Origin of the sequence: Brenneria sp. L4-2C, assembly GCF_040240335.1 — a bacterium.
Classification (GTDB): domain Bacteria; phylum Pseudomonadota; class Gammaproteobacteria; order Enterobacterales; family Enterobacteriaceae; genus Brenneria.
Genome location: NZ_JBEIAC010000001.1, coordinates 504,644 through 526,039 on the forward strand (window position 1 = coordinate 504,644; position 21,396 = coordinate 526,039).

General features: G+C 58.6%; 25 protein-coding genes. 5 read left to right on the top strand and 20 right to left on the bottom strand.

Going from position 1 to position 21,396, the window contains the following annotated elements; translation table 11 throughout:
• Positions 1-8 precede the first annotated feature (8 nt).
• Positions 9-743, bottom strand: coding sequence for an RNA chaperone ProQ (gene proQ / locus ABRZ26_RS02350; RefSeq protein WP_319602634.1), 735 nt, complete (start codon positions 741-743; stop codon positions 9-11).
• Positions 744-838: 95 nt separating this feature from the next.
• A complete protein-coding gene (msrC, locus tag ABRZ26_RS02355; protein WP_319602635.1) occupies positions 839-1,333 on the bottom strand; it encodes a free L-methionine (R)-S-oxide reductase MsrC in 495 nt (164 codons plus the stop codon).
• 439 nt (positions 1,334-1,772) lie between these two features.
• On the opposite strand from msrC, the gene rsmF reads away from it, so the two are divergent.
• Both rsmF and ABRZ26_RS02365 read left to right on the top strand, forming a co-directional pair.
• Entirely contained in the window at positions 1,773-3,224 is a 1,452-nt protein-coding gene (gene rsmF / locus ABRZ26_RS02360) for a 16S rRNA (cytosine(1407)-C(5))-methyltransferase RsmF (RefSeq protein WP_319602636.1), read from the top strand.
• Between the two features lie 207 nt (positions 3,225-3,431).
• Positions 3,432-3,623 (top strand): YdfD/YebW family protein, encoded by a 192-nt coding sequence (locus tag ABRZ26_RS02365; protein ID WP_319602637.1) that lies wholly within the window; start codon positions 3,432-3,434, stop codon positions 3,621-3,623.
• Between the two features lie 10 nt (positions 3,624-3,633).
• On the opposite strand, the gene ABRZ26_RS02370 is transcribed toward ABRZ26_RS02365, so the two are convergent.
• Both ABRZ26_RS02370 and ABRZ26_RS02375 read right to left on the bottom strand, forming a co-directional pair.
• Positions 3,634-4,329, bottom strand: coding sequence for an extensin-like domain-containing protein (locus ABRZ26_RS02370; RefSeq protein WP_319602638.1), 696 nt, complete (start codon positions 4,327-4,329; stop codon positions 3,634-3,636).
• A gap of 93 nt (positions 4,330-4,422) precedes the next feature.
• Positions 4,423-5,484, bottom strand: coding sequence for a malate/lactate/ureidoglycolate dehydrogenase (locus ABRZ26_RS02375; RefSeq protein WP_319602639.1), 1,062 nt, complete (start codon positions 5,482-5,484; stop codon positions 4,423-4,425).
• A 200-nt stretch (positions 5,485-5,684) separates the two neighbouring features.
• On the opposite strand from ABRZ26_RS02375, the gene ABRZ26_RS02380 reads away from it, so the two are divergent.
• Together ABRZ26_RS02380 and ABRZ26_RS02385 are read left to right on the top strand one after the other, a co-directional pair.
• Positions 5,685-7,055, top strand: coding sequence for a pectate lyase (locus ABRZ26_RS02380; RefSeq protein ID WP_319602640.1), 1,371 nt, complete (start codon positions 5,685-5,687; stop codon positions 7,053-7,055).
• Between the two features lies 1 nt (position 7,056).
• The gene (locus tag ABRZ26_RS02385) at positions 7,057-7,401 is read left to right on the top strand and encodes a DNA-binding protein (protein ID WP_319602641.1); all 345 of its coding nucleotides are present in this window, start codon (positions 7,057-7,059) and stop codon (positions 7,399-7,401) included.
• 231 nt (positions 7,402-7,632) lie between these two features.
• Here the strand turns inward: ABRZ26_RS02385 and ABRZ26_RS02390 are convergent, their stop codons facing one another.
• From ABRZ26_RS02390 to yczE, 7 genes are all read right to left on the bottom strand, one after another.
• On the bottom strand, positions 7,633-8,625 hold the full coding sequence (locus ABRZ26_RS02390) for a type III secretion protein HrpN (protein ID WP_319602642.1): 993 nt from the start codon (positions 8,623-8,625) through the stop codon (positions 7,633-7,635).
• A 138-nt stretch (positions 8,626-8,763) separates the two neighbouring features.
• The gene (locus tag ABRZ26_RS02395) at positions 8,764-9,111 is read right to left on the bottom strand and encodes a type III secretion protein (RefSeq protein WP_319602643.1); all 348 of its coding nucleotides are present in this window, start codon (positions 9,109-9,111) and stop codon (positions 8,764-8,766) included.
• Complete coding sequence (gene hrpT / locus ABRZ26_RS02400) at positions 9,104-9,295, bottom strand: HrpT family type III secretion system protein (protein ID WP_413556081.1); 192 nt, start codon at positions 9,293-9,295, stop codon at positions 9,104-9,106. Before hrpT ends, ABRZ26_RS02395 begins: the two co-directional genes overlap by 8 nt.
• A 15-nt stretch (positions 9,296-9,310) precedes the next feature.
• Positions 9,311-11,347: a type III secretion system outer membrane ring subunit SctC gene (gene sctC, locus ABRZ26_RS02405; RefSeq protein ID WP_319602645.1), complete on the bottom strand. Its 2,037-nt coding sequence runs from the start codon at positions 11,345-11,347 to the stop codon at positions 9,311-9,313.
• Positions 11,340-11,774 carry a type III secretion system chaperone gene (locus tag ABRZ26_RS02410; RefSeq protein ID WP_319602646.1) on the bottom strand — a complete coding sequence of 145 codons (435 nt, stop codon included), beginning with the start codon at positions 11,772-11,774 and terminating at the stop codon, positions 11,340-11,342. The genes sctC and ABRZ26_RS02410 overlap by 8 nt, the downstream gene beginning before the upstream one ends.
• Positions 11,761-11,985: a serine kinase gene (locus ABRZ26_RS02415; RefSeq protein ID WP_319602647.1), complete on the bottom strand. Its 225-nt coding sequence runs from the start codon at positions 11,983-11,985 to the stop codon at positions 11,761-11,763. The genes ABRZ26_RS02410 and ABRZ26_RS02415 overlap by 14 nt, the downstream gene beginning before the upstream one ends.
• Before the next feature lie 213 nt (positions 11,986-12,198).
• Complete coding sequence (gene yczE, locus ABRZ26_RS02420) at positions 12,199-12,813, bottom strand: membrane protein YczE (RefSeq protein ID WP_319602648.1); 615 nt, start codon at positions 12,811-12,813, stop codon at positions 12,199-12,201.
• 93 nt (positions 12,814-12,906) lie between these two features.
• On the opposite strand from yczE, the gene yczR reads away from it, so the two are divergent.
• Positions 12,907-14,334 (top strand): MocR-like transcription factor YczR, encoded by a 1,428-nt coding sequence (gene yczR / locus ABRZ26_RS02425; RefSeq protein WP_319602649.1) that lies wholly within the window; start codon positions 12,907-12,909, stop codon positions 14,332-14,334.
• A gap of 35 nt (positions 14,335-14,369) precedes the next feature.
• Here the strand turns inward: yczR and sctL are convergent, their stop codons facing one another.
• The 9 genes from sctL to ABRZ26_RS02470 form a co-directional block, all read right to left on the bottom strand.
• Positions 14,370-14,972 carry a type III secretion system stator protein SctL gene (gene sctL / locus ABRZ26_RS02430; RefSeq protein WP_319602650.1) on the bottom strand — a complete coding sequence of 201 codons (603 nt, stop codon included), beginning with the start codon at positions 14,970-14,972 and terminating at the stop codon, positions 14,370-14,372.
• Between the two features lie 10 nt (positions 14,973-14,982).
• Entirely contained in the window at positions 14,983-15,564 is a 582-nt protein-coding gene (locus ABRZ26_RS02435) for a type III secretion protein (protein WP_319602651.1), read from the bottom strand.
• Between the two features lie 9 nt (positions 15,565-15,573).
• Entirely contained in the window at positions 15,574-16,350 is a 777-nt protein-coding gene (sctJ, locus tag ABRZ26_RS02440; protein WP_319602652.1) for a type III secretion system inner membrane ring lipoprotein SctJ, read from the bottom strand.
• A 4-nt stretch (positions 16,351-16,354) separates the two neighbouring features.
• Positions 16,355-16,711, bottom strand: a complete 357-nt coding sequence (locus tag ABRZ26_RS02445) for an EscI/YscI/HrpB family type III secretion system inner rod protein (RefSeq protein ID WP_319602653.1) — start codon at positions 16,709-16,711, stop codon at positions 16,355-16,357.
• 64 nt (positions 16,712-16,775) lie between these two features.
• On the bottom strand, positions 16,776-16,982 hold the full coding sequence (locus tag ABRZ26_RS02450) for a type III secretion system major pilin HrpA (protein ID WP_319602654.1): 207 nt from the start codon (positions 16,980-16,982) through the stop codon (positions 16,776-16,778).
• A 200-nt stretch (positions 16,983-17,182) separates the two neighbouring features.
• A complete protein-coding gene (locus ABRZ26_RS02455) occupies positions 17,183-18,136 on the bottom strand; it encodes a sigma 54-interacting transcriptional regulator (RefSeq protein WP_319602655.1) in 954 nt (317 codons plus the stop codon).
• Between the two features lie 300 nt (positions 18,137-18,436).
• Positions 18,437-19,078 carry a response regulator gene (locus ABRZ26_RS02460; RefSeq protein ID WP_319602656.1) on the bottom strand — a complete coding sequence of 214 codons (642 nt, stop codon included), beginning with the start codon at positions 19,076-19,078 and terminating at the stop codon, positions 18,437-18,439.
• 20 nt (positions 19,079-19,098) lie between these two features.
• Positions 19,099-20,568: a PAS domain-containing sensor histidine kinase gene (locus ABRZ26_RS02465; RefSeq protein ID WP_319602657.1), complete on the bottom strand. Its 1,470-nt coding sequence runs from the start codon at positions 20,566-20,568 to the stop codon at positions 19,099-19,101.
• 146 nt (positions 20,569-20,714) lie between these two features.
• Positions 20,715-21,260, bottom strand: coding sequence for an RNA polymerase sigma factor (locus tag ABRZ26_RS02470; protein WP_319602658.1), 546 nt, complete (start codon positions 21,258-21,260; stop codon positions 20,715-20,717).
• Positions 21,261-21,396 lie beyond the last annotated feature (136 nt).

The following is a 21,396-nucleotide window of genomic DNA, read 5'->3' on the forward strand; positions in this document are numbered from 1 at the left end:
CCTCCGTATCAGAACTGCAAATGTTCTGCGCGTACAATCATAGCCAACCCAGAAGCCAACCGGACCCTGACCTCGCCTTTGGCAATTTCAAGCACGGTGGCATCCATCGCGTCTTTGCCGGCTCTGACTTTGATTTCCTGACCGATTTGCAGCTTGGAAACATCCGTAACCGCGACACGCTGCTGAGACTCTCGACTGGCAGGCTTTGCCTGACGGGACTGAGCTTTGGCGGGTTGCTGAGAAGAGGACGGCGACTGACGGAAAGAAGACGGGCGTGGTCGGCGCGGCGCGGCGTTAGCGCTATCGCGCTCGCGACGCGGCGCGCTTTTACCATTGGCCGGGCGGGTGCGCGCAGGTTCGGCGGTTTCTCCGGATTCGCGTTTTTTTGCTTGTTGCTCCGCGCGCTGAGCCTGAACTCGCGCTTTCGCTTCTTCCAGTTGCTTACGTGCATGATCAACATGCTGCTGTTCCAGCTCGCCACAGGGATTTCCATCCAAATCCACACGCTGAGCGCCCAGTTTTACACCGTACAGATAACGCCAGCTTGAGGTATAAAGCCTCAATGCGGAACGCAATTGCGTTTTACTGATGTTATCCAGTTCGGATACGCGCTCAACAAGATCTTGAAAAATACCGATCTTTAACGGGCGTGTTTCACCTTCAGTGGTGAAACAAAGCGGGAAATGCTTTGCCAAAAGGGCAATAACTTCTTTACTGCTGTTCAACTTAGGTTGATTTTCCATGAAATTTCCTGATTACAACGGGTTTGCCAACCGGCGCAGGCATGAACAGGCGTCATTATAATGACGCCATCGGCAATTGCTACGTTATCCTTATCTCAACGTGAGAAATTGATAAAAGTCAGCACATCGCTCGCTTCAAGTTGTGCGCAAAGTGCCTTCACCACCGCCTTGAGCCCTTCTTCATCATCTGCGTCAAACCGTTGATAAACAGTGCTATCAATATCTAAAACGCCGATTAAGCGACCGCTGACCACCAGCGGCAGTACGATTTCGGCGTTACTCGCGGCATCGCAGGCAATATGGCCGGGAAACGCATGCACATCGCCTATGCGCTGTATCTGATTTTCAGCCGCCGCCCGGCCACATACCCCTTTGCCCACCGGAATACGCACACAAGCGACTTTCCCCTGAAACGGCCCCAGAAATAGCGAGTCATTTTCCAGCAGATAAAAACCAGCCCAGTTAACCCCATCCAAACGTTCAAACAGCAATGCGCTGCTGTTTGATAAGATCGTAATGAAACGATTTTCTCCCGCAATCAGCGAGGATAAATCGCGGACCAGGTCCTGATAAAACTCTTGTTTGCTCATATAACACTAATTGTCTTGTCGGATCGAATTAACCACACATACCCAATAGATTTCAAGACACATTCAAGCCGCATCGCACAAACCTTGATGTCCTTACTCAAATTCGTTGCTTTGAGTAAGGGACAAACTCCGCCCGCAGCGAATTTGAACACTGTCCAACCTGAAAATGAAGGGTATGACGTGAAATTGTAATACAAAATCGCCGCAAGCGATGTTAAACCTCGCTGACCACGGCTCAGGGATAACGGGCGGCAAGCCCGGCATAAAAATGCCCGCTACAGCATGCCACAAGATGAATGCACGCGCGCCGCTTTCACTCGCCGGCGATGTACATATCGTGCTCTCGGCGGGCGTCGCGCGGCGAGCCGCCGCGTTTTCCGCTAAACCGGCATTATGTTACACTCGGCGTTTAATATTTTAGCTGTAACGGAACCCCGCCGTGGCCAAACAGACACCAGCCCATTTACCCCCAGCGTTTCTCTCCGCCATTCAGTCCATTATGCCCGCGCGCCTGTCGATGGATGACTTTATCGCCGCCTGTCAGCGGCCGTTGCGGCGCAGTATTCGCGTCAATACGTTAAAAATCAGCACCGAGGCGTTTCTACAGCTGGCGGCGCCTTATCAATGGCGCCTGGAGCCGATTCCCTGGTGCCGCGACGGCTTCTGGCTATTAAACGCGGATGACGAAATCGGCCGGTTGGGGAATACCCTGGAACACCTGAGCGGACTATTTTACATTCAGGAAGCCAGCTCCATGCTTCCGGTCAGCGCCCTTTTTCAGCATGATGCTTGCCCGCAACGGGTGTTGGACATGGCGGCGGCGCCCGGTTCCAAAACCACGCAAATCGCCGCCAACCTGGATAACCGCGGCGGCGTTATCGCCAATGAATACTCCGCCAGCCGGGTGAAAGTGCTGCATGCCAACATCAGCCGCTGCGGCGTCAGCAATACCGCGTTGACCCACTTCGACGGCCGGGTATTCGGCGCGGCGCTGCCCGAGTATTTCGACGCTATCTTGCTTGACGCGCCCTGCTCCGGCGAAGGCGTGGTGCGCAAAGATCCCGGCGCGATGAACCATTGGTCGCAGGAAAGCATCGCCGGCATTGCCGCCACCCAGCGCGAACTGATCCTGAGCGCTTTTCACGCCCTGAAGCCCGGCGGCGTGATGATTTACTCCACCTGTACGCTGAACGAGCAGGAAAATCAGCAGGTGTGCCACTGGTTGCGGCAAACCTTCCCCGACGCCTGCGAGTTCGAACCCTTAACCGATCTGTTCCCCGGCGCCGACCAGTCCGCGACGGAAGAGGGTTTTTTACACGTCTTCCCGCAAATTTACGACAGCGAAGGTTTTTTCGTGGCGCGCTTGCGCAAAACGGCCAGCGTGCCGCCGCTGCCTGCGCCGGGCTATAAAGTCGGCAAATTCCCGTTCTCCCCGCTGAGCGCCCGCGATCGCGAGCTGGTGACGCAGGCGGCCAATCGACGGGGATTGACGTGGGACGACGACCAGTTACAACTATGGCAACGCGATAACGAAATCTGGCTTTTCCCTGCCGAACTGACGTCCGCATTCGGCAAAATCCGCTTCTCGCGTATCGGCCTCAAGCTGGCGGAACGTTTTGCCAAAGGTTACCGCTGGCAGCATGAAGCCATCATTGCGCTGGCGAATGTGAATGCCGGCCACGCCTATGCGCTGAGCGACCAGCTGGCCTGCGAGTGGTTTCAGGGGAAAGACTGCTATCCGCAGCCGGTTCCCGCTGACGACGAACTGTTGCTGACCTATCGCCACTCTCCGCTGGGACTGGCTAAGCGCATCGGCAGCCGCATAAAAAACAATCTGCCGCGCGATCTGGTGCGCGATGGCGCATGCAGCGCCGCACAGGATAACGGCTAATTCCCACGCCGTTGTTTATCAGGCGGTTCGGCGCCGCCTGTAAACACGCATCGCCTCATCTCTTCGCCATTTTCATCTACAATTGTCCCTATACCCAATGGCTTTTGCGTTGCAGGAAGGCGGCCGACGCACTGGCGACGTGAAAATAACGGGTATAGAAGCATGGAAAGAGAGCCGCACGAATGATTGGTGATAAGTGAGGGCATCATGTTCGCACTGGTAATATTTGTTTGTTATCTCGGCAATGGCTGCGATGAACTGGTGATCGGCGCGTACAATACGGAGAACCAGTGTCTCAAAGCGATGTCCGAACAGCGATTACGCCGCGCCGGGTGTTACCCTATCGACGAGTTTATCGACAGTTTCTGGTTGCCCGCGCAGGAATACGCCGATTTTTAATGCGACGCCGCTACCGACACACGCCAAAGCCGCGCATCCCCAAATGAAAATGATTGGCATGGGCCGCGTTATATTCCGGCCCCAACGCATTGCCGAAAAAATCACAGCTTTGTTCAAACGTCGCCCGCAGATAATCCTGGGTTTCATCCGCCGCATTCCACTGATTCAATATGCTGATACGCCGCCCGTCCGCTAACCGGAAAGCGGATATATCCCAGGCATCAGCCGTCGCATGTTCGCTCAACCGGCCTTCCGGCCGGTGATACACATTGCGGCAGGCGTAGCTGCCGAGGTGATCGATACGCGTCAACGGCGCGCCCAGCCGCCGCGCCTGCGGGATCAAGGATTGCGTAACGAACATAGCGCTGCTTAACGCCAGCGGACAACTGGCCAGAAAACTCGAACTGAGCGTGACGGCGCCGAACTGCCGTATGCGCACCGGCGAAGGTAACGGACACTGCCCGTCAACGGGGCCGAGCAACGAGAAGGTGATGCGCCCTTGCGCCTGCGCCTGCTGCAAGATGGCCAGGCAGGCGGCGGGGTCGTTCGCCAATTGTCTGAGTTTGAAGCGCGTCACCAGCGTCGGAGGATCGTCAACCGACAGCGGCGTAAACGGATCGTAGCCGGGCGGAAGATGGCGTTGAATCCATGGCGCTAACGCAACCACTCCGCCCGCTATCAGCAATACGACCAGCCATCTCCACATTTATTCCGCCACCCGATGATTACCATCCCTATGCAAGCGTAGGCGATATCAACCAGATGTCACTCCCGCCGCATTTTCGCCGCGGAAAATCGCTTACACGGCGAAATCCGCGGATGTCATGCCCAGCGATATCCCCGCCTCGACAATTTTTTGCCACTCCTGATCGGAAATCACGATGCCATCGGCCTGACGCCGCGCCCGGGTGTGAATTTCCGGCTCGCCGGCAATCAGGATCGGCTGTTGGGGATCCGGCGCGCGTGAAGAGCGCACATAGTCCAGCATCGCATCGTACTCTTTCTGCAACCACGTCAGCGACACCATATTGGCGGGATCGATCACAATGGTGGTCATGTTATTCACTATCGCCCCATGCCGCGGATTTTCCGGTTGGATGGTGCCGCCGCCGGACAGCAGCCCGGCCAGCATTTCCGCCGCCAGCACTAAACCGCCGCCTTTATGCCGGGCAATCGGCTTCAGGGCGCCGTGCTTTTCCCCTTCCCACATCACGCGCGGATCGTTGGTTGAATTGCCGTCGCTGTCGAGCATTACCTCCTCGTCAAATTTTTTGCCCGCCAGGTAAGCGACCCGGGTTTTGCCCAGCGCCACGATGCTTGTCGCGAAATCGAGCACAAAGGCGGCGTTATTGTCGCTCTGCGGAAAAGCGATACAGATGGGATTGGTGCCGAAACGCGCTTCGCTGCCGCACCACGGCGCCACAATGGGATCGAGGTCGTTGACGTTAACGAAATGAATCGATATCAGGCCCGCGGCGGCGGCCATTTCGCCGTAGGTGCCGATACGCCCCAAATGGCAGGTCGATGAGAGGGTCATCAGACAAACCCCGGTCGTTTTAACCCGCTCGATCGCCGCCTGCATGGCTTCTTTGCCGGTACGCTGACCAAAGCCCCGATCGCCGGAGAACTGCAACACCGCGCCGCCGTCGCGGATCATCCTGGCCGGGGTGTTCGGCTGCATGATGCCGTTGCTAATAAAACTCACGTAGTGCGGCAACATCCCCACGCCATGACTATCGTGTCCTTTCAGGTTGGCGCCGACCAAATGTTCCGCCACACAGGCGGCTTCCGACGCTTCGCTGCCCGCTTTCTGCAACAGCGCCCGGGCAATGGCAATTAAACGACTTTCTGAAATCTGCATGAGTCTTCCCTTCACCTATACGAATAAATACGTTATCTGTCTGCCTTTATCCTACTGCCGAACCCGGCGGCATTAAAACCTTTTCCCTTGCGGGAACCCCGCCGAACCTTTCCTCACTCATTTCATAGCGAACAGACGTTTCTGTTTCGCGTCGTTGATACGAGATCGACTGACACTCACTTTAACTTACGAGGTTAATCATGACAGATATTAGCATTACCCTGACCACGCCCTCGTCAGGCGCGGCAGCGTCGGATTTTAATCAGCAAGGCACCTCATCGCAGCGCACTTCTCAGCAGGATTCGCAACTGCTGGAAGCGCTGGGCGTGCTGCTGAACGCGCTGATGCCGAATAATGCCGGCGGCAGTAACGCGTCACAACAGGGCGCCAATCCGCTGGGTCGCTCTGCCGATGCGCTTGGCGGCGGTTCAGACCAACAGGCGTTGGGCGAGGTATTGATAAAACTGCTTGAGCAATTGATGACATCCAACGGCGCGCAGAATGGACAAGCCGCGCAAAATCCGTTGTCATCGTCCGGCAATGCGGGTAATGCGGCATCCGGCGCCTCCCCGTCATCCGGCTTATCCCCTAGCGGTAGCGCGCAAAACCCGGAAAATCTTTCTCGTTCGCTGTTACAGGACACCGCTGGCGGCGCGTTGAATAACGCCATTACGCCAACCGCGGACGGCGGCGGGCAGATCGGTGAAAATAAACTGCAAACATTGCTGCTGGAGCTGATCGCCAATCTGCTGGATGCGCAAAATGGCGGAAATGGCGCATCCGGGCAGCCGCAAAGCGCAGGGTCAACCTCGCCGTCCGCTGCCGCCAATCCGTTCTCCGCCGGCAATTCGACCTCATCCCCCGCCTCTTCCGCATCGCCCTCAGGCGCCACTGACGGCGGCAAAGGCGTAACGCCCGCCGGAACCGGCGCTGCCGGCAACACCGGCCAGACCGGACAGGTGGCTTTCCCCACCGCCGGCAAGGATGTCACCACCGTGAATGACACGATAAAGGTCGGTCCGGGCGAAGTGTTTGACGGCGGCGGGAAAACCTTCGTCGCCGGCAACAAATTAGGCGACGGCAGTCAGAAAGAGGGTCAGAAGCCGATTTTTGAACTGGCTGAAGGCGCCACGCTGAAAAACGTGGTGTTCGGCGACAACGCCGCTGACGGCGTACATGTCCGCGGCGACGCCAAACTGGATAACGTCCACTGGACCAACGTCGGCGAAGACGCGCTGACCGTGAAATCCAACAATGGCAAACCCGCCAATGTGGAAATCACCAACAGCAGCGCTCAGGGCGCAAGCGACAAGATTTTCCAGCTTAACGCCGATGCCAATCTGACCGTGGATAACTTCAAAGCCAAAGATTTCGGCACCTTTGTCCGCACCAACGGCGGTCAACAGGGAAACTGGAACCTTAACCTGAATAATATCGATGCCGAAAACGGCAAATTCTCGTTTGTGAAAAGCGACAGCGAGAAACTGAACGTGACCGGCAATAACGTTAACCTGACGAACGTCAACAACCCCTATAAGACGCCGTCATCCGCTAACATTCAGGTGAACTGACATGCCGATATCCGTAACCGACGCGCATAACGCGCCCCAGCGCTGGGCCGATCTGGTCAAACAAGGCGGCTATCTGACGCCGGCGCAGCGTGAAGCCTTTGAAGGGGCGATACGACAGGTGACGAAAAATCTGCATCAGGTGTTGTCGCAGCAAGGGCCGCAACGCAGCGGCCGCTTCGATTTCGACGCCTTCGTCGACTCTCTGGAACAGGATTTTCTGCGCCACGACGCGCACCAGGCATCAATCGGCCGGCACAGCGACGTGGCGCAAACCGCGTTCTGGGTGGTACGTCTGATGGCCGATCATCTGATTGCGCTACGTCCGTCTCAGAAACCCGTCTTATAAAGCAATCAAGCCGGCTACGGCCGGCTGATCCCGCCTGACCTTCGCCGCGAACCGACAATAACGACCGGGACAAGCGGCTTTCCCGCCGGCGCAAAACGTCTTCAGGATGCGCCGTCCTTAAAAATCTCTCACCAGGCGACGGCGTTAAACCGAATGCGCCCATAACAATAACCGGCGGCGGGACGCGCGCCCCGCCGCCGGTTTTATCCGAACATGATGCGTATCTATTTCTCAGCTCGCCAGCTTTTCCAGCCCGATGTTGATAATCCGGTCGCCGATGGTCGCCGCATCGATCCCCAGGGATGAGCCGCCGTTGCCGCGCTGATGCAGATTGGCGTTGCCGCTATCCCCCGCCACGGCGCTTTTGATGATCCCCGTCGCCTGAAGGAATTTATCCATGCTGGCTTTCGTCATGCCATCGTCGTCCGGATTGCTCAGCGCCTCGGCCCAGGACTTGGTATCCGTCTTGGCTGACGGCCAACCATCCTTCTGGTACTCCGGCTTGCCAAATTTCTCGGGATATTGATCCATAAACTGACCGATTTCCTTGGCAAGCTCGCGATCCTCGGTATCGACGAAGTAACGATTGGGGCTGTCGTTATGGGTGCTGATATCGTTCAACGCCTGTAAACCGGCTTGCTGTCCCACGTTCAACCCCAGCGCGCCGCCCAGTTGATTGAAGGACGACTCGCCGTTCAGGCCGCTCAGTCCGTTGCCCTGCGTCAGCGGCGACGAATTACCGGCGCTCTGGCTGTAACCGTCGCCCAGAATGGCCGACAGCGCATCCTTAACGCCTTGCGTATAGGCCGATTTTTCCGTGTCCGTCGGTTGTTTCTGACCAAACAGGCCGTTCTGCCCATTTTGCTGCGTGTCGTCGTCCAGGATATCGGACAGCGCCTTGAGCAGCAGATTGCCCAACTGAGCGTTAGGGTTCGCGGCATTCAGCCCGGCGCCCAGCAGGCCGGCGGAGTCGGACAGCAGACCCGAACCGTTTTGATCGAACAGACCGCCGCCCCGCGTCCCGCCCTGGCCCTGCGTCCCGAACAACAGCGCCGTCAGCACGTTGGCCAACTGTTCGGCGATCCCCGCCTGCTGACCGCCATAAGCGGAGGATGAAGACGACAAGCCATTACCGGAGGGCTGAAGCGGATTACCCGCTCCCGTTGATTTGATGGTGATCTGTAATGAAGAACTGTTATCCAGAGAGCTAACCGTACTAAGCATAATCTTTCCTCGTAATTGAATGAGTGGATCCCAAACACCACTATCCTTCGCGGCCGGTAAATTCCTGCCGGCTAGGGGGCGCATTTGTTGAGTAATCATCCGCGTCGTTCAGTTCCCGCCCGGCGGCGGTGAAAACGCTCACAACGGCGCTAACCCCGCCAGCCGCCACAGTTTGCTTATCGCCAGACGCCGTTCCGCATCCGCCGCGGGCAACGGGCAGCACAGCATCACCTCGCGCCGTTCATTGATGCTCAGGTAGCAGTCCGCCAGCGTTTCCGCTTCAAGAAAACGCCGTTGCAACAGTTGCTGCAACATGCCCGGATAGCGGCGCTCGGGCGCCAGCAACAGTTGCAGATGCGTTTCGCGCGCCGACCGGCGAAAACGCAGGCTAACGCCCGCCGTCGGCCGCCAGTCGCCGGCCGGCGTCATCGTCATCGCGGCAAGGAAATCATTTTGCGTCTGGAAAATAGCCGCTTCTTCAGTCATCGACGCTCACCCTGCTGAAATCCGCCGGGCCGGTGCGCAATGCCGGTTGCCACCAGATAACAAGCTGCCGGTCGTCGGACTGCGGACGACAGGCGACCGACGTGCAATTCGCCGTCTGTCGCGATGAGGAACAGGCGCACAGAAACAGCACGGCCAGAGTGAGCAAACCACGTTTATGCCACATCATCTTTCTCCCGCATCAATTAGCCGCCAGCAGCGAACGCCGGCCCGGCGACGTCGATAGCGCCGGTCGCAGCGCCAGAAAAATTTCGGCCGACTCGCCGGGCGCCAGCGTCGCTTTCGGCCAGGCGGCCACCGCCAGCGTGCGACTGCCGCCGCAAACCGCTTCATCAAACCGCTGTATTCGCGTCCCGTGGTTACGCACCACGCCGACGGTTAACCTGACGCTCTCATTGCCGTACCACTGGTAGCGGGCGCTGTCATACACCAGACCGGGCTGCGAACGACAGACTTCGCTCAGGCGCGCGCCGCGCGATTCGGGTTGAAAACCGGCCGGCAGTTGTTTGCCGGCCAGATCGCGCAGGGCATTTTCCACCAGACTGTAGAGATCGGTCGTGCCGTTACGCTGCGCAACGCGATTCATGGCATCGTTCAACTGATGGCGATTGTCCGCGGAGACATAGCGGGTCGGGTCGGTTTGATCGCCAATCAGATGCGGGGTCAGAATAAACAAGCGCTCGCGGCGCGACACCTCATGTCGTGTAGACGTAAAGGCCTTGCCCAGCCAGGGGATATCGCCCAGCAGCGGGATGCGATGATCGCGATCGCCGCTCTCTTCAACGTGGAAACCGCCCAGCACCAGCGCGCGATTTTCGCCAATCAGCGCCTGCGTGCTGACGTTGCCGCGCTTCACGCCGGTGGCTTCGCCGTCACGTCCGGTTTCGACCTGACCGTCTTCAATATCAATCACCAGTTGGATACTGCGCTCGCCGTCCTGTCCGATAACGCGCGGCGTTACCTGCAAACTGGTGCCGGCGGTGACCGGCTGAATCTCCGCGACCCGCTCGCCGGAGACGGTGATGAAGGCGGTGCGGCTGAAATCCACGATGGCCGGCTGATTCTCCAGCGTCAGTACCGACGGGTTGGCGACAATCGACGCGGTGCCTTCCCCTTCCAGCGCCTGAATATCGGCAAAGAAGCGTTTAAAATCGCTGACGAACAGCGTGCTGCGCCCCATCATCATGGTGCTGCCGGCGGTGACGTTGCCTAATGCGCCCTGCCAGTTGGCTTCCAGACGCGACAGCGCCGAACGATCCACATCCAGAATGATGGCGTCGATATTCACCAGGTTTTGCGGGATGTCGATCTGCTCGATCAGGCTCTGATACTCCTCGCGCCGCTTGTCATCATCCCGGATCAGCAGCGCGTTATTACGCACATCGGCGGAAACCTTGCCATTCAGGGACAGCCTGCCGCGCTCATCGCCGTTGCGCGCCGGGTTGTTGCGCATGGCCATGCGAACCATCATCGCCCGCGTATTTTCCCGCATGGCTTCCATCCCGCTATCCGCCACGGCGGGCGTAGAACCGGCCGCGCCGGCCGGGGCGGCGCGCTGACCATCCATCAGTTCGTTGAGGATCGTCGCCACGCCAGGAATAACGATGCGCTGATCGCGATATTGCAGCGTCCGGTCCGACACCGAGGCATAGCGCAACGGAAAGATCATCACCTTGCGGCGTTCATCCTGTTTTTCCCGCTGCTGACTGAACTCCCGGATCAAATCGATATAAGCCTGCGGCCCCGTCACCAGCACCACCCCCTCCTCCGGCAGTTCGCCCCAGCCAAAGCGCGGATCGAGCAATCCGATGCCGCTCAGCGCCTGTTTCAGGTCGGGGGCGGCATCCTGGGAAATTTCCAGACGCAGCGACGCCTGCTCATCCTGAGAACTGATATAGAGGGTATGGTTGTACACAAACCATTGGAAACGGTGCTCCAGCGCCAGACGATCGAGAAAGGCGGCGGGCGTTTCGGCCCTGATGCGGGCCTCGACCAGCGCGTCATTCAGCTTGCCCATGGACAATTCCACGCCATGGCTGTTGGCAAAATCGGTCAATATCGTCGACAGCGGCGTCTGCTCCGCCGCATAGGCATACGCCCCTTTATTCCACGCCGCCGGTATGCTGGCGTGCGCCGCAGGGATCATCCCCAGCAGCACCAGCGACCAGCAAAACCAGCGATATAACGTTAAAAAAAATACATACAGCGCGTTACGCATGCCGATCTCCTTGCAAAAAAGCCAGCGTATTCAAATTCAACGGGCCGGGGGCCGCCGCTGCGCGCGTCGACGCCAGCAGGCTTTGCCAGACATCCCGCTGATTAAGCAGCATCTCCAGACAGCGGCACAGTTGCAGGACATCATCCGGCTCTGGTTTCATCCACAGCCACAGTTGTTCATCCTGTGCCGACAGCGACAGGGCCGCGGCGTCTTCGCCATACTGCCGTCTGGCGACCGTCGCCAGTTGCAGCGCGCGTTCGAGCACGGCTTCGCCCGCGTCCCCCGGCAATGGGATAGCCGCGCAACAGGCAATTCCCTGAACATGTCGGTGGAGCGACACCGGTTCGTTGTCTATCTCAAGCCGGAGCGTGGCGGACATGCCGTTTAGCCAACCGTCCAGCAGTGCGGTCAGATCAGTTGAAGTCATTGATAATCGACTTCGCCAGACCGTGTTTTACGCTCAGCAATTGCCCCACCGCCCAATTGGCGTTGGAATAGTCCAGAGAGGCTTCAAAAAAGGCATAGCTGTCGGCCGGACCGGCGCCGCCGCCGGCGACATCCAGCGCCATGTTATCCAGATCCCGTTGGGCGTTGACGAAATGCGCATCGAGACGACGTTGTATGGCGTTGTAGGACATGGTGAATTCTCCTTCTGCACGGTTACTAAGATTGGCAGCCATTGAGTGGCCGACGCGCGGCGGGAGTTCCACGAATAGTGCCGATCGCCGCGCCGCCGCTCAGCGGCACGACATCAGTAAGAGGGATGAATTCAACGCAGACCGCCGACAACCCTCTCGATGAAGGCAGAACGGCGAGAATGGGACAGCGGAGTAAAACGGGACGACGCGGCGTTAAGGCGCCGTGGTCGGCCGCGGCAGCGGCTTGTCAGGACGTTTTTTGACCAGAAACCACGGCAGGCAAAACTGGATCAGCGGTCCGATCGACAAGGCGTACAAGACCGTCCCCACGCCTAATGCGCCGCCCATCAGCCAGCCCGACAGCAACACGCCGACCTCAATCGCCGTGCGTACGCTGCGCACCGACCAGCCGGTACGGGCGTTAATGCCGGTCATCAGTCCGTCTCGCGGGCCGGCGCCGAACCCCGCGCCGATGTACATCCCGGTCGCCAGCGCATTGACGGCTATCGCCGCGGCCAACAGCGCGCTGCGTGCCAGGAGCGAAGCCGGCGGCGACATCAGCATCAGCGCCGCGTCCGCCGCCAGTCCCACCACAATAACGTTGCTGACGGTTCCCAGTCCGGGCCGTTGACGCAGCGGGATCCACAACAACAGCACCAGCGCGCCGACAATAATCATCACCATGCCGACATTGAGCGAAAAGATGCGCGCCGCCCCCAGATGAAACACGTTCCACGGATCCGCGCCCAGATTGGCGCGCACGAACATCGCCGTAGAAACGCCGTATAACGTCAGGCCGATATAAAGTTGAATCAAACGACGGACCATTCTTTTTTTCCTCGTACATCCTCTCAGGCATCGCTATACATTCACGCAAACCGGCCCTAATATTAAGGTCCAGTTTTCATAAAGTGGACTGCTATGACACCGCGAAGAATAGGTACGCCCTCGGTCGTTCGGCTACTGGGCCGCTGGCGCCAGGATTTGCCGCGGACGCCGGTTTATCGCCAACTGGCGGATGCCTTGCGGCTATTAATGCTTGACGGCCGCCTGCCGCAGGATAGCCGACTCCCCGGCGAACGGGCGTTGTCGGCGGCGCTCGGCCTCAGCCGCACAACGGTCGCGACGGCGCTGGCGCAACTGCGTGAAGAAGGTTATCTGGTCAGCCGTCATGGCTCCGGCACGGTCACCATTCTGCCGGAAAGCGCGCCCGCCGCCGCCGGTTCGCCGGGCATGACGCCGACGTTGGATCTCTCCACCGCCGCATTGCCCGCCGGCCCGGAGATCCATCAGGCCTACGCCAGCGCGCTGACCGCCCTGCCGGCGCACCTGAGTTCCACGGGATACGATCAGCAAGGCCTGCCGGAGCTCCGTCACGCGATCGCACAGCGTTACGCGGCGCGCGGGCTGCCCACCACGGCGGAGCAAATTATGGTGGTGAACGGCGCGGTCAGTGGTTTTAGCCTGATCCTGCGTTTGCTGACCGGCCCCGGCGACCGCGTCGTGATCGATCATCCCACCTATCCGGTTGCGCTCGCCGCGATTAAAGGCGCTTCCTGTCGGCCGGTGCCGGTCAGCCTGCCCGATCGCGGCTGGGACACCGACGGACTGGCGGCGACCATCGCCCAGACATCCCCTCGTCTGGCTTACCTGCTGCCCGACTTCCATAACCCGACCGGACGCTGTATGGACGCCCCGACCCGCCGGATAGTGGCGCAGATCGCCGCCCGAACCCACACCACTATCGTGGCGGATGAAACCATGGTCGATTTATGGTTTGACGCGCCGCCGCCGCCGCCGCTGGCGGCATTCGACGAGGCCGATCAGGTGATCACCCTGGGTTCGGCCGGGAAAAGTTTCTGGGGCGGTTTACGGCTGGGCTGGATCCGCGCGCCAGTGCGGACTATCGCCTCGCTGGCTCAGGTACGCGACACGCTGGATTTGGGATCGCCGCTACTGGAGCAGTTGGCCGTCATCGCGCTGCTTGGCGAGGCGGATAACATACTGGCGCCGCGACGCGAGCGACTGCGCCAACGACGCGACGCCAGCGGCGCGGCAATACGCGAGCGGTTTCCCGACTGGCGCATGACCGTCCCCCAGGGAGGGCTGTCCTGGTGGATAGCGCTGCCGCAACCGTTAGCGACCATCTTTGCCGCCAGCGCCGAAACGATCGGCATCCGCATCGGCGCGGGGCCGCGCTTCGGCGCCGAGGGCGCTTTTGAGCGTTTTCTGCGTCTGCCGTTTGCGCTGGAAACGTCACAGATGAACGCGGCGCTGGATCGCTTACAGCCGCTGTGGACGCATCTGGCGCAGACCAGGCGCGATGGCGGACGCGGAATGGTGGTGTAAAACGCCGCCGCGACATTGCGGAGCGCCGCCTCGCGTTATGCCGGAGAAATCGCCTCCGCCTCCGGCATCAGCCGTTCGGCGGCGAGCCGCCAACTGAGCGACATCACGCCGCAGGGGGTAATCAGTTTTAGCTCGTCGCTCGCCAGCGACTCATCGCCGGCAAGTCGCCAGTCCAAATGCGCATGGGCTTGCAGCCAGCTTTCCACTTCATCCTTTTGCGCAGGATGACAATAGAGCGTGCCGCGCGCGTCATCCTGCCGCTGTCTGAGCAATTGTTTCAACAGCGCCGCCCGCCGACGATCGTCCGGGATCTCATCCAACAGCCGGCTTAACGCTTCGCGCAATAGCTGCCCGGATTGCATGAGCCAAATCTGCTCCAGCTTCTCCCGATCCTGTTGAAATCCCTGTAGCAGCGCATCCGCCTGCCGCCAGAAATCGGCTTGCGCCTGCTCGGTGGCCTGGCGGATTTGCTGCCGTACCTGACGTTCCGCCTGCGCCAGCAATTCCGCAGCTTGCGCCTGCGCATGTTCCATCAGCGAGCGGCTGTCGGCATGTTCCGCGACCCGCGCGGCGGGGATCACCACGCCTTCCCGCCGGGTTGCGCCGTTCAGGGTGGAAAACGTTTTTTTGGTCAGCATTTCCCGTTCCTTATGAGTGTGTGGCGATCCGTTCCGGCGCGGCGACTTTCCAGATCAAGGCATCGCACAGCGCGTTGAGCCGACCGGCCGGCAAGGGATGTTTAAAATCCGCAACGCGTTCGACCAGGCCGCGCGGATACAGCAGCCGCAGACGCGGCCAGCACGCTTCGCCATAACGGGCGCGCAGCAGCATAAGCGCGTCCGTTTCGTGCGCAAAGGTACAGCAATCAGGCAACCACAGGCCGGGACGCAGCGCTTTGGCCAGACGCCGGCACCAGATTTGCCGCTCGGCGCTGATTTCCCGCCGATGGCGCGACGGCAGACAGACCGCCGCCATCAGATGCAGTATCTGCGTCCGCTGCCCGACGTTAAGTTCGCCAATCCGCATCAGCGAAGGCTGCGGCTCGGGAGGGATCTGCATCGGCAGATCAAAACAACGGCAGACCGCCGCCGGGTTCGCATGGATAAACAGCTCGAGCCGGCGCGTCGCGGGCGTGAAGCCATGTTTATCATCCCAGCCGGGAGCGGCCTGCAACACACAGCCGCCCGCCCACCACGTTACCCAGTCGATGCGAGCGCGATCCGTCATCATTCCCCCTCGTCAATGCGGTTGCGAAGTCCCGGCCCGTTTTTGCCGCCACTGCCGTACGTAAGGCCCGCCGAGACGCCATGACAACAGGCTGGTCACCAGCAGCCCCAGCAGGGCGGCGCTCCACTGCCAACGCGCCGCCTCTTGCGGCGTCAGGGTAAACGGCCCGATGGTCACGACGGGGATGACGTCCCGGTATGGCTCGGCAGGCACAAAAACAATCGACAGGTCTTTATCGCTTTTGCCGGACAGCCCGGGAATACTGCTGGCGACCATACGCCGGATGCGCGGCTCGATGCCGTCCGGATCCAGCTCAGGCCGGTATTTGATAAAAACCGCCGCCGAGGCGGGCTGCACCGGTTCGCCGGGCGCGATCCGTTCGGGCAGCACGACATGCACGCGCGCCACCAGCACGCCGTCGATTTGCGTCAGGGTGGCTTCCACCTCCTGCGAAAGCGCATAAATGTATCGCGCCCGCTCTTCCAGCGGCGTGGAAATCACGCCGCTTTTCTGGAAGACCTGGCCCAGATTGGTGCGGGACTGTCGGGGCAATCCGGCGGCATTGAGAATATTGACCGCCCTTTCCATGTTTTGCGCATCGATAATCAGGGTGACCCCGGTCTTATCCACCCGTTTCTCCGCCGTAATCCGATGGCGGCCCAGCTCGGCGATCACCTCATTGGCGTCGTTTTCCGACAGACCCCGATTCAGCTCTATCGGATCGCCGCAGCCGCTCAGCGCCAGCAGAAGTACCAGCAGCCAGAGTGCTCGTAAGTCAGTTTTCATCATGCCGCTACTGTAAATTGGTCAGTTTTTCCACGCTCTGAACGCTTTTAGCCACCAGCTTGGCGCTAAACAGACTTTCCAGATAAAAAGAAGAGAGCGTCCGGGTTGAATCCAGCACGTCTTTAGGGTTACTTAAGCGTACCGCGCGGGTCACCTCGCGCTCGGCGTTTTTGAATTCGGCATTGAGTCCCTGAGATTTCTCGGCCAGCGCGCTTAGCCAGGCGCTATTGCCGCCGGCCGGCGGCGCGGAAGGCGGCTGCGTCAATGACGCGCTGAACCAGGCGATATCCTGTTGACTGAACGCCGAACCGGCTTCCGCCTCGATACTGATCGGGGTTGACGCATTCATTTGATTGATCTTCATGGGAATGTCCATTGCAACGTAATGATGACCTGCCAGCGCACGTTACCGGCAGGCCATTTCAGGATCAGTACTGGATGGTTTTCGACGCTTTGATCCCGGCATTCAACGACTTGGATGCGGAGTCCACCTGACTGTCCAGAATGGCGTTATCCGTATCCAGCGCGATTTTTTGCGCCTGAAAGGCCGCGGATTTAGTCAGTGAAGCCGACATAGCCCCATCCAGCGTTTGCGCGGCGGTCTGTGAAGCGATTTGTGAAAGTCCTAATGACATAATGTATCTCCAACGTGATTAACATTAATAAGAGAGGAACCGTGCTGCTGTTGCCACAGCTATCCAGTTCATTGGTTAAGTGGAGAAGCGACGGCGGCGGTTCCACGCCTGCCGAACTTTTTGTCTATCGCCGCGGGATAATTTGCCGAGCTTCCCTGCGGCGACGGCGCGGACACGCCGCCGTCTCCCTCCGTCGCGCGTCAACGCGCGCTCACATTCAGCACCTTTAACCGGTGATAGAGCGTGCGTTTGGGGATGCCCAGCTCCGTGACGACCCGGTCAATACAGTGACCATGGCGCCGCATCGCGTCCTGAATCAAAAATTTCTCAATGCGCCTCATGCGGTCTTTCAACTGCAACGGTTGATGAGCCGGTTCAGCGACCGACGCCAACGGCGATAACCCCAGAACCCAGCGCTCCGCGGCGGCCTTTAACTCGCGGATATTCCCCGGCCAGGCGTGAGCCAGCAGACGTTCATACAAATGCGTGGTGACCGCCGGGGGGGACACCTTCAGGCGCTGCGCCGCCTCGTTACAGAAGCGTTGGAACATGGGAACGATGAGATCGGTGCGGGAACGCAATGTGGGAAGCTGTATTTTGACCGTATCCAGGCGAAAATAGAGATCGCGCCGGAACAAGCCTTTATCCACCAGTTGATTGAGCGGGGTTTGCGTCGCCACAATCACCCGCATATCCAACGGTTTGAACAGCGTACTGCCCAGCCTCTCTACCCCCCTGTTTTCCAATACTCGCAGCATTTTCGCTTGCAGCATCAATGGCATACTGTCGATCTCATCCAGAAAGAGAATGCCCTTGTCCGCGGATTCCACATACCCCGCCCGTGAACGGCTGGCGCCCGTATAAGCGCCGGAAACCACGCCAAAGAGTTCACTTTCCGCCAGACTTTCGGGAATGGCGGCGCAGTTGACCGCCACCAACGGTCCGCTGCATCCCGATAACTGATGAATACGACGGGCCAGTCGATCTTTACCGGTTCCCGTCTCTCCCTCCAGAACGATATCAACGCTGAGAGGGGCGATAACATCGACAAGTGGAGATAATGTCGCGTGAATGTCTTCTGATATATAAGCCGCTGACGCGAACTCCGGGCATGAACCTGCCCAGTGGTAGGCGTCACTGTTTTTCCTAAACATTTGCCTGCTCCTGAGCCCCTTCGGGCTGACTTATCCCTTAAACGTTCAAACTGCCGCCGGCAGTCTGAAATCCTTTGGGTAATCCATCTTCCGAACGTTCTTACGGTAATTCCTCATCCCTGCGCGGCCAACGCGGCGTTAAACGTTCCGGTTAGCCAGGGACGGAGTGGGGCTAAGCATTGCCATCAATGAAAAGCGAAACCATCAGTTATGGCTGAACCTGAGGTAGGAATTATGGAGAAACCGGTCAGAAAATCCCTACCTCCGCCAGCGCGAACGCAAAGGGGCCTGAGTGAACGGTTATAAAATAAGGCGCTTATTCAGCACATACTTGACGATGTCGGCATTGGTGTTGAACTGCATTTTCTCCATCAGCCGCGACTTATGGGTGCTCACCGTCTTATTACTGATGGCCAGCGTTTTGGCGATGGCATTGATGCCCATGCCCTGGGCAAACATCACCATCACCTGATGCTCGCGCTGCGTCAGCACCTCATGCTGCGCTCTTCCCCTCTCCTCACAGTCGAAAAAGACCAGCTGCTCGGCGATGGTGTGGTCGATATAACGCCCTCCCTGCGCGACCCGCCGGATCGCCGAAAGCAGGGTTTCCGGGTCCTTATCTTTGGTGATATAGCCTCTGGCTCCGCTTTTCAGCGCGCGCTGCGCGATTTGCGCTTCGCTGTACATACTCAGCACCAGAATCGGCAATAGAGGATATTGCGCCACAATCCGTAAAATCAGGTCTTCGCCGCAGATGCCCGGCATCGACATATCCAGCAGCAACAGATCGAGACTGCTGCTGCGCAGCTTCGTCAGCACCTGGGCGCCATTTCCCGCTTCCGCGACCACATTCAGCGTGTCGTCCAGAGCAAAAATCTGCTTAAGGCCTTCACGCATAATGACGTGATCGTCCGCAATCATTAAGCGGATCTGCTTATCCATCACGTACTCCTTTTCCCTGTTTAACGCCTATCCGTATCGTTCGGAAACGTAAGCTGCACCAGAGTGCCGCGACCCGGCGCGCTATCGATGACCACTTCGCCGCCCAGCATGCTGCCGCGTTCTTTCATGCTGATCAGGCCGAAGGTATCCGCTTTGTCGATCCCGGTGTTAAACCCTTTACCGTTATCCCTGATCCGCAACACCACATTGCCTGACTGGCTTTCAAGCGTGATGACCACCCTGGTGGCCTGCGCGTGCCGCGCGACGTTGGTCAGCGACTCCTGGGCGACGCGAAATGCCGCCGTGGCGCTTTCATCCTTCAGCGTCAGCTCCGGCTGCGCCGTTTTTAATACGCAGCCGCCGCTGTAGTTACGGTTGAATTCGTCGCACAGCCATTCCAGCGCGGGCGTCAGCCCCATATTGAGCACGTTGGGCCGCAGGCTGGTGGACACATTGCGCACCACCTGGATTGTCTGATCCGACAATTGCATCAGTTTTTTCAATTGCGCCTGCAAATCCGGATTATCCCGGGCATGGCACATGCGCATCAGCGACAGGCTCATACGGATGGTAGTAAGGTGTTGCCCCAGCTCATCATGAATCTCTCTGGCGATATGCTTGCGCTCCGCTTCACGCGAGATCTCGCGCTGACGCGCCAGCAGGCGCAGCTGCATATGCGAATCCGCCAGCTTTTTTTCCGCATAACGGATCGCGGTAATATCGCGCCCGACGGCAAGAATCGACACCAGCGCCCCATGCCGATCGAACTCGGGAACACAGCGAATATGGTGGATGGACAGGTGGCGCTGATCGCCCTTGCCGTTTTCTTCCGCCAGTTCCCCTTCGGCGCTGCTGCGGGTATCGACCACCTGTTGCAGCAGTTGCTGAATATGCATCGCGCAGCGGGCGCCGGGCATTGACTCCGTGAATTGACGACCCAATAGCTGTTCAAGGGCTAGCCCCAGGTGAACCAACGTTGCCGAATTGGCGTAAAGACACTTCAACTGCGGATCAAAGCGGGTTATCAGATCCGGCGTATTTTCAACCAGCGCGCGAAACTCTTGTTCCCGCGCATAGGCCAACTGCTCAATATGCTTCCGTTCCCTGATATCTCTTACTACACACATACAGTAACTACGTCCTTTATGCTTGAAGCGTGTCAAATTGACTTCGACAGGGACGATCATGCCGAAACGGGTGACGTGCCGCGTTTCAAACGTGACGCCGCTGTCCGATTTGTACGCTTTCCACCAGCTGTCCGATTGGGTTCTGCCGGTCCAGTCGGGGTCGATATCCGTGACGCGCAGTTGCAAAAGCGCCCGACTGCCGTAGTGCAGCATCTGGCATGCCGATGCATTGACATAACAGAAGCGTTCTTCTCCATTCACGATATAAATCGCATCTTTTATCCGACTTAGCGCAAAATCCACCAATTCCAACTGCGGCATATTGGTGTCTGACACGGACTGAAAAGGTTGCGTGAACATCATAGCCATCTCCTTGTTTAGTGAATAACGCCGCATGGCATGGCCGCGCGGCGTTTCGATACATCACAGGATCAGAGCGCAGAACCCAACGGCTACCGTACGGTCACGCGTGCTGACAGAAGGCGTTAACCTCTGGTTAATTGGCAGGATCAGGTCTCCACAGCCTGGCGGATAACCCCGCGCGCGCGGGATAGCCGTGAACGAACGGTTCCGATAGGAATATCCAACCGGAGCGCGATGTCCTGATAGCTGACGTCCGAATCGAGCAACATCAACAGCATATTGCGCGTTTCGTCCGGCAGGCGGGACATAGCCTCAGATGCCTTGGTCAACGTTTTCCGACTCTCTGTGATTATTAGCGGATCCGCATCACCCGTTACGTATTCCAGCGCCTCATCGCCGATTTCATACGATCGCTGACGCATCTGTTTGAAATGATTGCGCACCAGATTGAGGGCGATGCCGAATACCCAGGTTTCCGGGCGCGACGCGCCGAGAAATTTATCCTGATGCTTCAACACCTCCAGGTACGTCATTTGCTGTAAATCCTCCACATCGTCATGGTTACCGACACGTTTACGGATAAAGTTATGCAACTTGCTGCCATGTTGCCGAAACACTTGCTCCCAATCGACGGACGGTGCGCGAGGCAAGGTGTCTTTCTGGTCGGCATATGTCAGGGTAAAGGTTTCCATTTTTACTCACTCTCCGTTATTCGCCGTTATTGGCGCCAACGGTAGAGCAAGCTCTGTGCCACTCGTCCAAACGAATTATTTCATTGATTTATATAAATTTATTTCCTTTGCATTGGTTTTTTGCGCAAGATATTGC

Bases quoted from the DNA above. Each gene is read 5' to 3' on its own strand.
- ABRZ26_RS02465 (WP_319602657.1), bottom strand. From the start codon at position 20,568: ATGATGTTCACGCAACCTTTTCAGTCCGTGTCAGACACCAATATGCCG.
- sctJ (WP_319602652.1), bottom strand. From the start codon at position 16,350: ATGATGAAAACTGACTTACGAGCACTCTGGCTGCTGGTACTTCTGCTG.
- hrpT (WP_413556081.1), bottom strand. From the start codon at position 9,295: ATGTGGCATAAACGTGGTTTGCTCACTCTGGCCGTGCTGTTTCTGTGC.
- msrC (WP_319602635.1), bottom strand. From the start codon at position 1,333: ATGAGCAAACAAGAGTTTTATCAGGACCTGGTCCGCGATTTATCCTCG.
- sctC (WP_319602645.1), bottom strand. From the start codon at position 11,347: ATGCGTAACGCGCTGTATGTATTTTTTTTAACGTTATATCGCTGGTTT.
- ABRZ26_RS02445 (WP_319602653.1), bottom strand. From the start codon at position 16,711: ATGAAGATCAATCAAATGAATGCGTCAACCCCGATCAGTATCGAGGCG.
- ABRZ26_RS02455 (WP_319602655.1), bottom strand. From the start codon at position 18,136: ATGTTTAGGAAAAACAGTGACGCCTACCACTGGGCAGGTTCATGCCCG.
- ABRZ26_RS02390 (WP_319602642.1), bottom strand. From the start codon at position 8,625: ATGCTTAGTACGGTTAGCTCTCTGGATAACAGTTCTTCATTACAGATC.
- ABRZ26_RS02435 (WP_319602651.1), bottom strand. From the start codon at position 15,564: ATGATGACGGATCGCGCTCGCATCGACTGGGTAACGTGGTGGGCGGGC.
- yczR (WP_319602649.1), top strand. From the start codon at position 12,907: ATGACACCGCGAAGAATAGGTACGCCCTCGGTCGTTCGGCTACTGGGC.
- ABRZ26_RS02460 (WP_319602656.1), bottom strand. From the start codon at position 19,078: ATGGATAAGCAGATCCGCTTAATGATTGCGGACGATCACGTCATTATG.
- ABRZ26_RS02450 (WP_319602654.1), bottom strand. From the start codon at position 16,982: ATGTCATTAGGACTTTCACAAATCGCTTCACAGACCGCCGCGCAAACG.
- ABRZ26_RS02365 (WP_319602637.1), top strand. From the start codon at position 3,432: ATGTTCGCACTGGTAATATTTGTTTGTTATCTCGGCAATGGCTGCGAT.
- ABRZ26_RS02375 (WP_319602639.1), bottom strand. From the start codon at position 5,484: ATGCAGATTTCAGAAAGTCGTTTAATTGCCATTGCCCGGGCGCTGTTG.
- ABRZ26_RS02385 (WP_319602641.1), top strand. From the start codon at position 7,057: ATGCCGATATCCGTAACCGACGCGCATAACGCGCCCCAGCGCTGGGCC.
- ABRZ26_RS02370 (WP_319602638.1), bottom strand. From the start codon at position 4,329: ATGTGGAGATGGCTGGTCGTATTGCTGATAGCGGGCGGAGTGGTTGCG.
- ABRZ26_RS02380 (WP_319602640.1), top strand. From the start codon at position 5,685: ATGACAGATATTAGCATTACCCTGACCACGCCCTCGTCAGGCGCGGCA.
- sctL (WP_319602650.1), bottom strand. From the start codon at position 14,972: ATGCTGACCAAAAAAACGTTTTCCACCCTGAACGGCGCAACCCGGCGG.
- yczE (WP_319602648.1), bottom strand. From the start codon at position 12,813: ATGGTCCGTCGTTTGATTCAACTTTATATCGGCCTGACGTTATACGGC.
- ABRZ26_RS02470 (WP_319602658.1), bottom strand. From the start codon at position 21,260: ATGGAAACCTTTACCCTGACATATGCCGACCAGAAAGACACCTTGCCT.
- proQ (WP_319602634.1), bottom strand. From the start codon at position 743: ATGGAAAATCAACCTAAGTTGAACAGCAGTAAAGAAGTTATTGCCCTT.
- ABRZ26_RS02410 (WP_319602646.1), bottom strand. From the start codon at position 11,774: ATGACTTCAACTGATCTGACCGCACTGCTGGACGGTTGGCTAAACGGC.
- ABRZ26_RS02395 (WP_319602643.1), bottom strand. From the start codon at position 9,111: ATGACTGAAGAAGCGGCTATTTTCCAGACGCAAAATGATTTCCTTGCC.
- ABRZ26_RS02415 (WP_319602647.1), bottom strand. From the start codon at position 11,985: ATGTCCTACAACGCCATACAACGTCGTCTCGATGCGCATTTCGTCAAC.